Source organism: Solibacillus sp., assembly GCF_040273735.1.
Classification (GTDB): Bacteria; Bacillota; Bacilli; order Bacillales_A; family Planococcaceae; genus Solibacillus.
In genome coordinates this window covers 295,996-310,853 of the sequence record NZ_JBELZM010000001.1, presented here as the reverse complement: position 1 = coordinate 310,853, position 14,858 = coordinate 295,996, and the positions used below count along the sequence as shown (strand labels likewise).

At 40.4% G+C, this 14,858-nt stretch carries 11 protein-coding genes; all 11 read right to left on the bottom strand.

Annotated features, from left to right (window positions below; genetic code table 11):
- Nucleotides 1-69 precede the first annotated feature (69 nt).
- Complete coding sequence (locus ABS917_RS01500) at nt 70-813, bottom strand: 16S rRNA (uracil(1498)-N(3))-methyltransferase (RefSeq protein WP_350477346.1); 744 nt, start codon at nt 811-813, stop codon at nt 70-72.
- Between the two features lie 82 nt (nt 814-895).
- A complete protein-coding gene (gene prmA / locus ABS917_RS01495; protein WP_350477345.1) occupies nt 896-1,834 on the bottom strand; it encodes a 50S ribosomal protein L11 methyltransferase in 939 nt (312 codons plus the stop codon).
- A gap of 14 nt (nt 1,835-1,848) precedes the next feature.
- Nucleotides 1,849-2,970: a molecular chaperone DnaJ gene (gene dnaJ / locus ABS917_RS01490; protein WP_350477344.1), complete on the bottom strand. Its 1,122-nt coding sequence runs from the start codon at nt 2,968-2,970 to the stop codon at nt 1,849-1,851.
- 801 nt (nt 2,971-3,771) lie between these two features.
- Entirely contained in the window at nt 3,772-5,625 is a 1,854-nt protein-coding gene (dnaK, locus tag ABS917_RS01485) for a molecular chaperone DnaK (protein ID WP_350477343.1), read from the bottom strand.
- Between the two features lie 96 nt (nt 5,626-5,721).
- Complete coding sequence (grpE, locus tag ABS917_RS01480) at nt 5,722-6,279, bottom strand: nucleotide exchange factor GrpE (RefSeq protein WP_350477342.1); 558 nt, start codon at nt 6,277-6,279, stop codon at nt 5,722-5,724.
- Between the two features lie 76 nt (nt 6,280-6,355).
- Nucleotides 6,356-7,381, bottom strand: coding sequence for a heat-inducible transcriptional repressor HrcA (gene hrcA, locus ABS917_RS01475; protein WP_350477341.1), 1,026 nt, complete (start codon nt 7,379-7,381; stop codon nt 6,356-6,358).
- A gap of 128 nt (nt 7,382-7,509) precedes the next feature.
- On the bottom strand, nt 7,510-8,655 hold the full coding sequence (hemW, locus tag ABS917_RS01470; protein ID WP_350477340.1) for a radical SAM family heme chaperone HemW: 1,146 nt from the start codon (nt 8,653-8,655) through the stop codon (nt 7,510-7,512).
- Between the two features lie 139 nt (nt 8,656-8,794).
- The gene (locus tag ABS917_RS01465; RefSeq protein WP_350477339.1) at nt 8,795-9,121 is read right to left on the bottom strand and encodes a geranylgeranyl pyrophosphate synthase; all 327 of its coding nucleotides are present in this window, start codon (nt 9,119-9,121) and stop codon (nt 8,795-8,797) included.
- Nucleotides 9,122-9,633: 512 nt separating this feature from the next.
- Entirely contained in the window at nt 9,634-11,160 is a 1,527-nt protein-coding gene (locus tag ABS917_RS01460) for a methyl-accepting chemotaxis protein (RefSeq protein WP_350477338.1), read from the bottom strand.
- Nucleotides 11,161-11,983: 823 nt separating this feature from the next.
- Nucleotides 11,984-12,850, bottom strand: a complete 867-nt coding sequence (locus tag ABS917_RS01455) for a 2-oxoacid:ferredoxin oxidoreductase subunit beta (protein WP_350477337.1) — start codon at nt 12,848-12,850, stop codon at nt 11,984-11,986.
- A gap of 2 nt (nt 12,851-12,852) precedes the next feature.
- Complete coding sequence (locus ABS917_RS01450) at nt 12,853-14,586, bottom strand: 2-oxoacid:acceptor oxidoreductase subunit alpha (RefSeq protein WP_350477336.1); 1,734 nt, start codon at nt 14,584-14,586, stop codon at nt 12,853-12,855.
- Nucleotides 14,587-14,858 lie beyond the last annotated feature (272 nt).

The following is a 14,858-nucleotide window of genomic DNA, read 5'->3' as shown; positions in this document are numbered from 1 at the left end:
TAATTTCTCTTTACGTGAGAAATTAAGGCTTTCTGCTTTCTTTGGCACTGTTATTTAAAACGCATTCAATTATTCAAATTCATAAGAAATCGCAGCCAACGCATACAACGGTGCCGTCTCTGCGCGTAAAATACGCGGCCCAAGTGACATTGTCTGTGCACCGGCTTCGAGCAATGCTGCCAATTCATTGCGGGAAATGCCGCCTTCAGGACCGAAAATGCATAAGATGCGCGGTGTTTTATCAGTATTTAACGACTGCAGCTTTTGTTTAAATGTCGTACGTGCCACCAGCTTCGCATCTTCTTCATCTGCAATATATACCGCATCATAGTTAGAGAATGTTTGTACAAGCTGTTTGAAACTAATTGGTTGTGCAACACTCGGGACATATGTACGATGCGATTGCTCAGCCGCTTCCTGAGCGATTTTTTGAAGGCGTTCCTGGTTTTTCTTCGCTTTTTTATCATCCCATTTTACAATCGAACGTTCCGCAGCAAACGGAATTAATGCGTACATTCCGAGCTCTGTCGCTTTTTGTGCAATCAGTTCCAGTTTATCGCCTTTTGGCAGGCCACATGCAATATCGACTTTAACCGGCATTTCCGGTGAAGGGATTGTCGTACCTGTTTTCTTCGCATGGACATCCTGATCCAGCTCGATAATTTCACAAACATATGCTACATTGTCATGCACAACAATGATTTCTTCTCCTACCGTCATGCGCATTACTTTTGAAATATGGCGCGCGTTTTCTCCGGAAATGATAAATTGGTCCATATCATTATCCAGTGTATCTACAAAATATCTTTGCATTGTCTTCACTCCTTGTTGATAACGTAAAAATCGAACATTTTGCCCAATAGCAAAATGTTCGATTTTCGATTAAACGATTTAATTAAGGACGACGTGAAATAATCGCTACCCAATCTTCCATCATTAAGACTTCTTCAATGACAAATCCGGCTTTTTCAAGAGCTGCTTTTACATCATCTTTCTTCGCTCCGATAATACCCGATGTAACATAAATACCGCCTGGTTTTACAATTGAAAATGCATCATCTGTAAATGACATAATGATTTCTGCTAAAATATTCGCTACGACAATATCAGCAGGTTCTTTTACTGTGTCCAATAAATTGCCGTGGAATACTTCAACAATATCACTCATTTTATTCAATTCAACGTTTTCACGCGCTGCATTTACTGCCACTTCATCTAAGTCCAGTGCATGAACACTTTTCGCGCCAAGCATAGCAGCACCTATTGACAGTACGCCAGATCCTGTACCAACGTCGACTACTGCGTGGTCATGTTGTACAACTTTTTCAAGTGCCTGCAGACACATAACTGTTGTAGGATGTGTTCCTGTTCCGAACGCCATTCCCGGATCGAGCTCGATGATCAGCTCATCCGTTGATACTGGTTTGTAATCTTCCCAAGTCGGTACAATTGTGAAGCGTTCCGAAATTTTTACCGGATGGTAGTATTGCTTCCACGCCGTTGACCAATCTTCTTCATCCACTTCACAAAGGGTTAATACATTTTCGCCAATATTAATATCAAAGTTAACAAGGTTTGCGATTGCAAGCTTAATTTCTTCGATTGTTTCCGCTAAAAAACTTGAAGCCGATAAATATGCTTTTACAATGACACCTGTTTTCGGAAAATCTTCAGGATTCAGTGCGTAAATTTCACCAAATTTATCGATTCTCTCTTTGTCTAATTCCTTTGAGTCTTCAATTACTACACCGCTTGCACCAGCTTCGTGTAAAATGTTCGTCACTGCATCAACAGCTTCATGCGTTGTTAAAATCGAAAGTTCTGTCCATTTCACTTGCAATACACTCCTTAGTCGCCTTTAATTTTTTTCTTAATTTTGTCGAACAGGGAGCTTCCGTGTTCTTCCGGAATGTCTCCACTTATTTCTGCAAATTCACGTAACAATTGTTTTTGTTTTTCCGTTAATTTCGTCGGTGTGACAACGTTTACGATGACATACTGGTTCCCCATGCCATAGCCGTGTACATTTTTTACGCCTTTATCTTTCAGGCGGAATTGTGCACCGGATTGTGTGCCTGCAGGAATTTTCAGCTTCACTTTCCCGTGAATTGTCGGTACTTCGATTTCATCACCTAACGCAGCTTGCGGGATTGTTAGTTTTAGTTCATATAAAATATCGTCGCCGTCACGTTCGAAATACTCGTGCTTGCGAACATTGAAAATAATGTATAAATCGCCGGCCGGACCATTGTTGAATCCTGCCTCACCTTGACCTGCTACACGTAATTGTTGGCCATCATCCACACCTGCTGGAATCGTGATTTTGATTTTTTTCTTTTTCGTAATCGTACCAGTACCGCGACATGGTGTACATTTCTCCACAATGATTTTACCTTGACCACGACATGATGGACATGAACGTTTGTTTACCATACGGCCAAATGGTGTGTCGACCGCCTGGTTAATTTGACCCGCACCATTACATTGTGAACATGTTTGCGGCTGCGTACCTGGTTTTGCACCAGAGCCGTGACACGTATCACATGTTTCTTCTTTTGGAATTTCAATTTCTGTTTCTTTTCCGAATACTGCTTCTTCGAAAGAAATGTTCATACGGAACTGAAGATCGTCACCTTTACGTGGGGCGTTTGGATCTTGGCGTCGGCCGCCTCCGAAGAACGAACTGAAAATATCCTCGAAACCGCCGAATCCAGCGCCACCTCCGAAGCCGCCCCCGCCAAAGCCGGCATTTGGATCTTCATGGCCGAACTGGTCATAACGGGCACGTTTCTGATCGTCTGACAGCACTTCATAGGCTTCCGCGACTTCTTTGAACTTTTCGTCCGCGCCCTCTTCTTTGTTTAAATCAGGGTGATACTGTTTAGATAATTTACGATACGCTTTTTTTATTTCATCTTTGCTTGCACCTTTGCTCAGGCCAAGTACTTCATAGTAATCGCGCTTACTCATTGTTCACTCTCCGCTCTTTTTACATAACGTCTATTTTAACATGTTGAAAAATTGATGTATAGCTTTTGCTTTGGTCCATCTTATGTGAATTTAAATAATGTTTCGGATTGTTCATAAAGTCCGTTGCTTCTACTTAGATTCAAAGTTATAAAAACTTCGTTTCTTTCATAGAGCCCGTTGTGCTGCGTTACGGGGCACGCTTTCCTGGGGGCGTGGCTCCAACTAACTTGATGTATGCCTCTACGGCGGCATACATCAAGTGGATTTTCCGCGCACGCTTAATCCCCAAGGAGTCGGCCCCTCCACTCCACACAACTCAGGTTTGGTATGGAGTTTGGGCTTCTTATTTAATTTGAGTCAAGGTTTGTTAAGATTTATTAACCGACTTTTCAATAAGTTCTACAATATAGGCGAGGACTTCTACTTTTCTCTGAATAGCTTCCACATTAGTCACTGAACTTTCTACTTTCGCTTCCATAAGTTCTACTTTCTCAAGCGAATCTTCTAATTAAAATCAAACTTCTACTTTACGGGTGAATTGTTCTACTTTTCATCGAAAAATTTCCACTTCAGCCCCTGAACTTTCTACTTTCACTCCCATAAGTTCTACTTTCTCGCCTAATTCTTCCAATAAAACTCCAACTCCCGCGAACCACTGGCGATACTTCCTAAAACGGATTAAAATCGCTGCTTCACTCCGCCTTGCCTCGCCCAATCTCCCGAATAAAAATGGGGCTCATGACAAGCTTAAAAGCCAAAGCCGCAAGCGGTCTTTGGCTTTTATGTGGAAATCAGAAAGAATTATTTATTGTCTTTGTCGTCTTTTACTTCTTCAAAGTCAGCGTCTACGATACCGTCATCTTTTTGACCAGCGTCTGCTGCGCCTTCGAAGCCTTCAGCGCCGCCTTGTGCTTGAGCTGCTGCTGCCGCTTGTTCGTATACTTTCATTACTAATGGTTGTAATACGCCTTCTAATTTTTCTTTAGAAGCTTTGATGCCTTCAAGTTCGCCTTTTTCTAAAGCTGCTTTTAACTCGTCGCGTGCATCTTCAACAGATTTCTTTTCGTCTTCTGTGATTTGCTCGCCTAAGTCTGTGATTGTTTTATCCACTTGGAATACTAATTGGTCTGCTTCGTTGCGAAGATCTGCTTCTTCTTTACGTTTCGTATCTGCTTCAGCGTTTGCTTCTGCATCTTTCACCATACGCTCGATTTCTTCTTCTGATAAACCTGAATCAGATTGGATCACAATTGTTTGTTCTTTTTGTGTTCCTAAGTCTTTCGCTTTAACTGATACGATACCGTTTGCATCAATATCGAATGTTACTTCGATTTGTGGAATACCACGTGGTGCTGGTGGAATATCAGATAATTGGAAGCGACCAAGTGTTTTGTTGTCTGCAGCCATTGAACGTTCACCTTGCAATACGTGAATGTCTACTGCTGGCTGGTTATCTGCAGCTGTTGAGAACACTTGAGATTTAGATGTTGGGATTGTTGTGTTACGATCGATCAGTTTCGTCATAACGCCGCCCATTGTTTCGATACCTAATGATAATGGTGTTACGTCTAATAATAATACGCCTTGTACGTCACCAGCTAATACGCCACCTTGTACAGCAGCACCCATTGCTACTACTTCGTCCGGGTTTACGCCTTTGTGTGGTTCATGACCAGTTGCTTTTTTGATTGCTTCTACTACTGCAGGAATACGAGTAGAACCACCAACTAAGATTACTTTATCTAATTCTGAGGCAGAAAGTCCTGCATCTGATAATGCTTGACGAGTTGGAACGATTGTACGCTCAACTAAGTCTTTTGTTAAATCATCGAATTTCGCACGAGATAATGACATTTCTAAGTGAAGCGGGCCATCAGCACCTGCTGTGATGAACGGTAATGAAATTTGAGTAGAAGTTACACCTGATAAGTCTTTTTTCGCTTTTTCAGCTGCATCTTTCAAACGTTGCATTGCCATTTTGTCTTTTGATAAGTCTACTGAATTTTCTTTTTTGAACTCTTCTACTAAATAAGCGATGATTTTGTCGTCGAAGTCGTCCCCACCAAGTTTGTTGTCACCTGCTGTTGCTAATACTTCGAATACGCCGTCAGCTAATTCAAGGATCGATACGTCGAATGTACCGCCACCTAAGTCAAATACTAGGATTTTTTGGTCAACGTCTTGTTGATCTAAACCGTAAGCTAATGCTGCAGCTGTTGGTTCGTTGATGATACGCTCTACTTCTAAACCAGCGATTTTACCAGCGTCTTTAGTTGCTTGACGTTGAGCATCGTTGAAGTAAGCAGGTACTGTAATAACAGCTTTTGTTACTTTTTCACCTAAGTACTCTTCAGCATAGCCTTTTAAGTATTGTAAAATCATTGCAGATACTTCTTGTGGAGTGTACTCAGTATCTTCCACTTTAACTTTTTCGTTCGTACCCATTTTTGATTTAATAGAAATAATTGTGTTCGGGTTTGTTACAGCTTGGCGTTTTGCTACTTCACCAACTTGTTTTTCTCCATTTTTGAATGCTACTACAGATGGAGATGTACGGTTACCTTCTGGGTTTGGAATTACTTTTGGTTCTCCGCCTTCTAATACAGATACACAAGAGTTTGTTGTTCCTAAGTCAATACCGATAATTTTACTCATAATTTAATTTTCCTCCTAATAGTAAAAAACAAAATGTGTTTGATATAAAAACATCAAATTTAATTAAATATATAAATAGTACCGAAAAGCACTAAATTACTCGTTTACAGATACCATTGACGGACGCAGTACACGGTCCTTTAACTGGTACCCTTTTTGCAGCTCGCGTAAAACGATGCCTGCTTCCTTTTCACTGTCCTGCTCCTGCATTACAGCTTGGTGGAAGTTCGGATCAAAGCTTTCGCCTTCTGCCGGAATGATTGAAAGACCTTCTTTTTGCGTTGCAGCAAGTAACTGGTCATATACCATTTGTACACCTTTGTACAACGAAGCCGCTTCTTCTGTCGTCACTTCTACTTGCAGTGCGCGGTCTAGATTGTCCAGCACCGGTAAAAGTTCAGTTAATAAGCTTTGTGCACGGTATTTCTCAGCCGCTTCACGATCTAAACGGTTACGTCGCGTCAAGTTATCGTAGTCGGCACGCAAACGCAGGTAACGCGCATCCTCTTCAGCCAGTTTCGCTTCGAGTTCTGCGATTTTCTGATCTTTTTCATCTACTGCATTTTCTTCTGTTTCGGTAGTTTCAGCTGTTTCCACTACTTCTTCCGTAGTTTCTTCCTGCTGCAATTCTTCATTGTTTTTTGTTTCTGACACTTCTTTTCCTCCTCGAGTATCAATCATTTATGAATTCAGCGGTATGTATAACGCTGTGACCGCTGAATCAATGGCTTTACTGTTTTTTATCGAAAAACGCTCTGGACAGACTGTTTGCCATGACATCCAATAATGTAACAACACGTCGGTAATCCATACGCGTCGGACCGATAATTGCGATCGCCCCCTGCTGTTCTTCCCCTACAAGGAAAGAGGCGGTGATGACACTGCAGTTTTCCATCGCTAAATGATTGTTTTCTGAACCTATTCGGATTTGAATACCATTTTTCTGTTCATTGAATAAAGTTTGAACTTGGCTTTCCTTGTCGATCAGATCCATCAGCATTCGCATTTTTTCTAAGTCATGGAACTCCGGCTGATTCAACATGTTGGATTTACCACCGTAATAAACTTTATTTTCGTGATGGTTTGAAGTAATGGATAACAATGAACGGACAATCGAATCCGATGCATGAATATGTGACTTCAATACCGAAATCGCCTCTTTTTGAAGCTTTATCGGAAGCTCATACAGCGGTACACCAACTAGGCGGTCATTCAAAATATTAACCATTTTTTCAATATCATGCGGGTTAAAACCCGGTGGTAACGTTAATGTGCGATTTTCTACATGACCGTTATCTGTGATGATAATAGCCACCGCTGTTTGTTCTGTTAACGGCACAATCTGGAATTTTCTGACACGATGTTTTTGAACATCCGGACCGAGTAAAATCGTCGTGTATGTCGTCAACTCCGATAATATATTTGCGGATTCTTTTATAATTTGTTCTGCTTCAACAATCTGCTTTTTAAAGAGCGACTGGATTTGTGCTACTTCGCCACTCGTAATGATTTGAGGCTGAAGTAAATGGTCGACATAAAAGCGATACCCTTTTTCAGAAGGTACCCTGCCTGAAGAAGTATGTGTTTTTTCTAAAAAACCTAACTCCTCCAAATCTGCCATTTCATTACGTATTGTAGCAGCACTATACGTAATACCTTCTTTTTTGGATAGTTGACGCGAACCAACAGGCTGTGCTGACATCACAAATTCGTCTACGATTACTTGCAATAGTTGTAACTGCCGATTTGTTAACATCTTTCTCACCTCTGTTAGCACTCAATTAAGAGGAGTGCTAATATATTTATAAATTAGCAAATCTCTAAAATGATGTCAATGAATTCGTCCGTTTTTTTTAACTTTTTTAAAGCACCGCTGCAAAAAGTTTATTCCCCTACTAAAAACCGCTGAAATACTTCATTGCCGATAAACCGGCCTTTTCTTGTTAAACGGATCCCTTCAGCGTCAAGTTCAATCAGTTGCTCTTCCAGTAACTGGTTGATTATTTCCTTATATATAGAAACCATCGGCTGACTGAATTTCATTTCAAATTCTTCATGTGTCACGCCGGCAGATTTTCTCAATCCTAAAAACATCTGCTCTTCCAGCTTCTCATCACCTGTAACTTCATGCTCATGCAATAAAGGACGCTCTCCTGCCATCACTGTGTCAATATACTTTTTGATCGGTGCGACATTGGAATAGCGTACTCCTTCCAAGTAACCGTGAGCACCAGCGCCAAATCCTGCGTATTCGTCATTATCCCAATAGATTTTATTATGTGTAGACTCATAGCCTTCATTCGCAAAATTACTGATTTCATACTGCCTCAATCCATGCGCTTCCATTTTGTCCATCAAAACACCGTACATGTCCGCTTCAAGATCTTCTGTCGGCAAATGGAGCTTCCCTTTCGCATACTGGATATAAAAGATCGTTTTAGGCTCAACTATAAGCGAGTATGCTGAATAATGCGGCAGTTTCAATGCCAAAGCCTTTTCAAGCGTTTCTTGCCATTGCTCCATCGACTGGCCAGGCAAACCATACATTAAATCAATGCTTATATTTTTAAAGCCAACATTTCTTGCGTTTTGGATCGTTTCATATACATGTTCATTCGAATGGGTACGTCCGATTTTCTTTAGCAGTGACTGGTCGAATGACTGTACGCCCATACTTAAACGATTGACGCCTCCATTATAAAGTGCCTGCAATTTATCGATCGTCAGCTCATCCGGATTTGCTTCACTACTAAACTCTTTTACGGATGACATCGGAATATGTTTCGTAATTAGCGACAATAATTTTTCAATTTGCTTTGCAGATAATGCAGTCGGGGTACCGCCACCAAGGAAAATCGTTTCAATATTCGAGAACGCTTCCGGCATTTGCGCAACCGTCATTTCCATTTCCCGGCCAAGCGCTTCAATATATTCATCAACTGGCTGATTTTTAAAAAATACTTTATTAAAATCGCAGTAGTTACAAATTTGATGACAAAAAGGAATGTGAATATATACACCTCTAGCCATTTAAATCACTTCCTTATTCTAGTTGTTCTCCTTTATTGTAGCCTTTCTCCACTAAAATACAAATACGGACCCTCGGAAAAAGAACAACAAAAAAAGCTTTGTTAAATGAAGATTCATTCAACAAAGCTGGATTAATCTATTAAATAGAAAATACAGGCTCTTCCTTGTTCATTAACATTACCAAATCAATAGCTGTCATTTCAGGCAGCTTTGCGCAAAATTGTTTTGCTTCTTCAGCAGTGTCGAATTGGAAGGCATCCAATTCTTTTGTTATTTCATATTGATCATCCAATAATTGGATCATATAAAGGCGTACAGTTGGGCGGCATCGCTTTGTTGAATCAAAGTTTTCACCGGCAATGACAATACCAGTATCCGCTGACGTTTTGCTAACGATCGTTTCGATAATATGTAGCTCATCCTGGACAAACCACTTCGGTACGATTAGTTGAATTTGACTGTTCATAAAAAATACATCCCCTTAATTAATATATTTATCTAATGACAAATCTAATTGATCACAGCAATTATTAAATATTTGCCACGTTGAACATAACACTCTGCCCTTTTTCAAACATTCAGAAAAATGAAGTCTGCATTGAAATGAAATGGTGCGAAACAAGTATTTTCTACTAACTATTCTCTCTATATAATTTCGTATTAACTAATAAAATACGTATTTTTATACCACTATTCTACTACAGTCAATAATTTAATAAAAGCTACATTATTAAAAATATTCTTAATATTAAATTAATGACTTTAGGTGTATTGTATTATGGAATAAATTTACATATCATTCATTAATATGACTTCTTGATTAAAGATACCAGTTTTCATGATAAATTTCATCAGTTTTCAGAAAATAATTACAAATTTTATCGTATTTTTATCTTTTATTGTAAATTACTTATAAATATTACAGTAATATAACAAAAATTAAAATGCTTTCGACAAAACTCGTCAAAAGCATTTTGATTAAATATGAAATCGTTTTACTGCATGTGTTAAGGAACGCATATTTTTAGCGATGCTTTGGATGTCTTGATAAATTTCTGACGTTGAATTTTTTTGATTGTCAATTTGTTGCTGAATAAGGTGCATCGACACGAGATTTTCCTCAGAGCGGTTGCTTAATTCAATCGAACTTTGCGCGACATCATGAGTATGGTTGGAAATTTCATTCATAATAGTAGAAACTTGCTCCATTTGCGGACCGATCTGTTGTACTTGCATCGTAATTTCCCTGAACTTGCCCGCGCTTTGTTCGGTTGTAGTAACCCCCATATCAACACTTCTCATCGCATCTTCCATATTGTTCGTCGCTTCTAGAGTCCCATGCTGAATTTTCGTGATGATTGTTGCAATGGACTTTGTGAACTCCTGCGATTGTTCCGCCAGTTTACGCACTTCCTGGGCCACAACGGCAAAACCTCGCCCGTGTTCCCCTGCTCTTGCTGCTTCGATGGAGGCATTCAGCGCAAGCAGATTCGTCTGGTCGGCAATCGAGTGAATCATTGTGACCGCCCGTGAAATATGCTGAGTCTGTTCATTCAACTCGGTAATCGAATTGTTCGCTGTTTGCATTGCCCGTTCCACCTCATGCATTTGTACTAGATTTTGCCCAACGATTGCTTCCCCGTCCACGGCTTGGGAAATCGTTTCTTTTATATAATGGTCAACATGATGCATGCGCTCTGTTATTTCATCAATTCCTGCAGCCACCTGCTGAACAGATGCCGCATTATCCGCTAATTGGGCCGCTGCATACTGCAGTGAACCGGACATGTCATCCGAGCTTGCTGCAATACGTACTGCCCCTGTTGTAATCTGCTCGGCATTTATCTGAAGCTCGTTATTCGCTTCTGTCGCCGATTCTGTATTTTTCCGGACTGTTTTAAGGAGCTCCTTCATATCCCCGATCATTAAATTGTAGTATTTCGTTGTTTCCCCTAGCTCATCGCGCGCAGAGTATGTCGCGTACTTCGTTAAATCCCCTTGCTGAACGAGTTTAAATAGTTGCTTCAGCTCGCGGGTCGGCTTATTGATCGAGCGAATCGCCTGAATGCCGAAAAACACTACAAGCAGCATTAAAATGATGGAGATCGATAATAGAAGACTGTAGCCGAATTTTATATCGTTTTCATGACTGGCTAATTGTGCGGATGCCCGCTCGATTATGTATGCATCGATTTCCTCAAACAGTGCGGCGGATGGATTACTCGCCAGCTGCTTCATATAAAACTCCATTTTGGAATCGAAAGCGGCTGTGGTTAACTGCTCTGTGGAATGTGCCGGGTTTTCATTCGTTTGGAGATACTGATGTTCGATGTCCTGCATCATATGTAAGGTCATGAGCTTTTCTTCATATAAATCCTGTGCTTCTCTTTCCATTTTCCGCAAGTAATCCATACTAAATACGGTTAAAATGATATTCGAGCAAATACAAATGATCATTAATACGGCAAGCCGGTCTTTAAATTTAATCGCATTCCGAAAGCGCACGTTACACTACCTCATTTATCTATGTATTTTGATTCAGTATAAAGGGACTATGTAAACGAATATATGTAAATATGTAAAATTGTTGTAAAAGAGTGGGGGTTTTCATTTCTGTTACCTTAAAAGACTTAATGAAATTCAATGGAAGAATGGTATTTAGAGTCGGATAATCTGTTATGTGAATTATAATTGCTGCCGTCATAACGGACAAATCAGCGATTGAGCCGAAATTTGAACCAATTAGTATCCCCGCTATATTTTGTTTTGTCGAGAAAGGTCTATTTCTTTTAAGAAAGGCTGGCGGCTGGAGATGTTCTAATATATTAAGAAATCTTCCAATATATTTTTAATTGTTCTAATAAAATGCAGATTTTCTAATATAGCCCCCTGTTATTCTAATAAGTGTTCGGAATGTTCAAATATCATCTCCTGATTTGCTAATATCACGGTGACTATTTCTAATAAACCATTACAATGTTCTAATAAAAACCCAAGCTAACTCATTCCCTATCGCATCTGAATTCAAAAATAGCTCTAAAGATGCTTTATTCAAATTTTGTTGTTCGATTTTCTAATAAGACACCAATTTCTTCTAATAAACTATTATTATTGTCCAATAAACCACTCCATTGTTCTAATAAAAGCCAAAGCCCGCTACTCTTTTTTATAGCCACCCCATTGTTTCAATAAAAGCGCTCGCCGCATACTTATCAAATGAATCTCCTAGTATTTCACCAAAAGCACAATGCCTAAAACTATAATTTCCTTAACAATAAAAAACTATACAAGCCGGAAACTCCAGCCTGTATAGCCCTAAAATAACTATTTACATAAATTCCTTAGTCAGCTGATCAAATTGCTCTTCTGATAAGCTAATATCGATATCTGTTAACGGCAGCTCTGAATAGCCTTTGATTTTTTCCTGATACGAAGTTGTTTCAGTATCCTGATAAATAATACCTGTTACAAGACCTTCATGGCGCATTACTGTTTGCATCGCCACTTCGCGGTTAGATGAATCATAGCCTTCGATGTCAGAAAGTTTCGTTAAATTCTCTTTAAACCAGTCGTACGTGTTCACTTTGTTGTACGTTACACATGGCGAGAATACGTTAATGAATGAAAAGCCTTTATGGTTCAGGCCGGCTTCGATCATTGCTGTCAGTTCTTTAATATCCGTTGAGAAGCCTTGTGCCACAAATGTCGCACCTGCAGTTAATGCAACTTCCAATGGTTTTAATGATGGCTCGATTGCTCCGCCTGGTGTTGATTTCGTAATGAAACCAGCAGCAGAACGTGGAGATGTTTGCCCTTTTGTTAATCCGTAAATTTGGTTATCCATTACTACATACGTAATGTCGATGTTACGGCGGATCGCATGGATTGTGTGTCCCATACCGATCGCGAAGCCGTCACCGTCACCGCCTGAAGCGATAACTTTCAAGTCTTTGTTTGCCATTTTAAGGCCTTGCGCGATCGGTAATGCACGACCGTGAATGCCGTGGAAACCGTATGAGTTAATATAGCCTGAAATACGACCTGAACAGCCGATCCCTGAAATAACTGCCAATTCGCTTGGTTCATAGCCTACGTTTGCTGCTGCACGTTGGATCGCCGCTTGTACGGAGAAGTCACCACAGCCTGGACACCAGTTAGGTTTTACGGAATTTCGGAAATCTTTAAATGTTGCCATGATTAAATTTCCTCCTTCACTAAGTTTGTTAATTCACGTGGTAGGAATGGTGTACCATCGTATTTTAAAATCGATTTAGTCTTCGCGTGACCACCGATATTCATTTTCATAATATTTGCAAGCTGCCCTGTCGCATTGTTTTCAACAACAATCACTTTTTTCGCTTTATCCATTAATACACTCATCTCTTCTGCAGGGAATGGATGGATCAGCTTAATATGTGCATGATTCACTTTTACGCCTTCAGAGTTCAGTTTCTCCTGAACTTCTTCCAATGCACCGCGCGTTGAGTTGAAGCCTACAAGTAAAACGTCCGCATCATCATGTGGCGCGTTCACGTATACCGGGTTTTCAAAGCGGACATGCTGTAATTTACGCATACGCTTATCCATTTGCGTGCGACGGTTGCCCGTTGCTTCAGAAGGCTTACCTGTTTCATCATGCTCTACACCTGTTACGTGGTGAATACCGCCTTTTGTACCAGGCAGGACACGTGGAGAAATGCCGTCTTCTGTATTTTCATAGCGCTTGAAGTAATCTTTCGTCTCTTCGTCTTCAACCGCTTCGACAATTTTACCGCGGCGAATTTCAATTTTACTGTAATCAAATGGATCAACCGATTGCTTACCTAATGATAACTGCAAATCTGTCATAACGATTACTGGTATTTGTAATTCTTCGGCAATGTTAAACGCCTGAATTGTATCATAAAATGCTTCTTCCATTGTAGATGGCGCAATAACAACTTTCGGGATTTCACCGTGTGTACCGTAAAGCATCGCCATTAAATCTGATTGCTCCTGCTTTGTCGGTAAACCTGTTGATGGACCACCGCGCTGTGTATCGAAAACAACAAGCGGCTGCTCCGTCATACCTGAAAGACCGATTGCTTCCATCATTAATGAAAGTCCAGGACCTGCAGATGCCGTGAATGCTCGCACACCACCGTAGTTGGCACCGATCGCCATTGTTGCCGCTGCAATCTCGTCTTCTGTTTGAATAACTGCTCCACCTACTAATGGTAGCTTTTTAATCATGTATTCCATAATTTCAGATGCCGGTGTAATCGGATATGCCGCCATAAAACGAGAGCCGGCTGCCAATGCACCTAATGCCGCTGCATCGTTGCCGATCATGAACATACGGCGTTTTCCGTCTGCAGGCGCAATTTCCCATGTGCCTACACGGTCACCGATCTGCTCTGAAATCGCTTGACGACCGCGTTCAATCGCTTCGATGTTTTTCGCTACGACTTCTTCACCTTTACGTCCGAAAATTTCATTTACAACACTTTGGAAAACCGATTCATCCAAGTTTAAAAGTGCTGCTGTTGAACCAATCGCAACCATGTTTTTCATTAGAGATGTACCAAGCTCAGCCGCAATTTCCGTAAAGGGTACCGCGTATAACGGCGCAACACTGTCTTCCGGGTTTTTCGGATCGAATTTCGCATCCGCTAAAATGATACTGCTCGGTGTTAATTCTTTATAGTTCACGTCGATTGTTTCCTGGTCAAACGCAACTAGTATATCTAAGTCGTCCGCAATTGCGCGTACTTCTGTCGGACGAACCGTAATTTTATTATTCGTATGGCCACCTTTAATACGAGAAGAGAAATGACGGTAACCGTATAGGAAATACCCTAGACGATTCATTGCCATTGAGAAGATTTCACCTGTACTCTCAATCCCTTCACCTTGCTGCCCACCGACTTTCCATGAAAGCTGATGTAACATATCAACATCTCCTTAAGATTTCTGTATTTATAAATAAAGCGTATAAGATGCTTTATCGAGCAGCTGCCGTATTGCACAGCCTTTTTATAGTTTTTTCCTACATTAGTTTAACATGAAGTGTTAGTCTCTTCTATTGCAAATGTCATATCAAGTCAAAAAATCAGACCTTTGACGGAAAGTTCTGTACACAACTTGTTTTGAATTAAAACAAGATTTCTATTCCCTAAAATTTATATGAGAAATCTTTTATTGGAGGACGTTTGGTTATGGAA

Bases quoted from the DNA above. Each gene is read 5' to 3' on its own strand.
- ABS917_RS01500 (WP_350477346.1), bottom strand. From the start codon at position 813: ATGCAAAGATATTTTGTAGATACACTGGATAATGATATGGACCAATTT.
- dnaJ (WP_350477344.1), bottom strand. From the start codon at position 2,970: ATGAGTAAGCGCGATTACTATGAAGTACTTGGCCTGAGCAAAGGTGCA.
- dnaK (WP_350477343.1), bottom strand. From the start codon at position 5,625: ATGAGTAAAATTATCGGTATTGACTTAGGAACAACAAACTCTTGTGTA.
- hrcA (WP_350477341.1), bottom strand. From the start codon at position 7,381: ATGTTAACAAATCGGCAGTTACAACTATTGCAAGTAATCGTAGACGAA.
- hemW (WP_350477340.1), bottom strand. From the start codon at position 8,655: ATGGCTAGAGGTGTATATATTCACATTCCTTTTTGTCATCAAATTTGT.
- ABS917_RS01465 (WP_350477339.1), bottom strand. From the start codon at position 9,121: ATGAACAGTCAAATTCAACTAATCGTACCGAAGTGGTTTGTCCAGGAT.
- ABS917_RS01455 (WP_350477337.1), bottom strand. From the start codon at position 12,850: ATGGCAACATTTAAAGATTTCCGAAATTCCGTAAAACCTAACTGGTGT.
- ABS917_RS01450 (WP_350477336.1), bottom strand. From the start codon at position 14,586: ATGTTACATCAGCTTTCATGGAAAGTCGGTGGGCAGCAAGGTGAAGGG.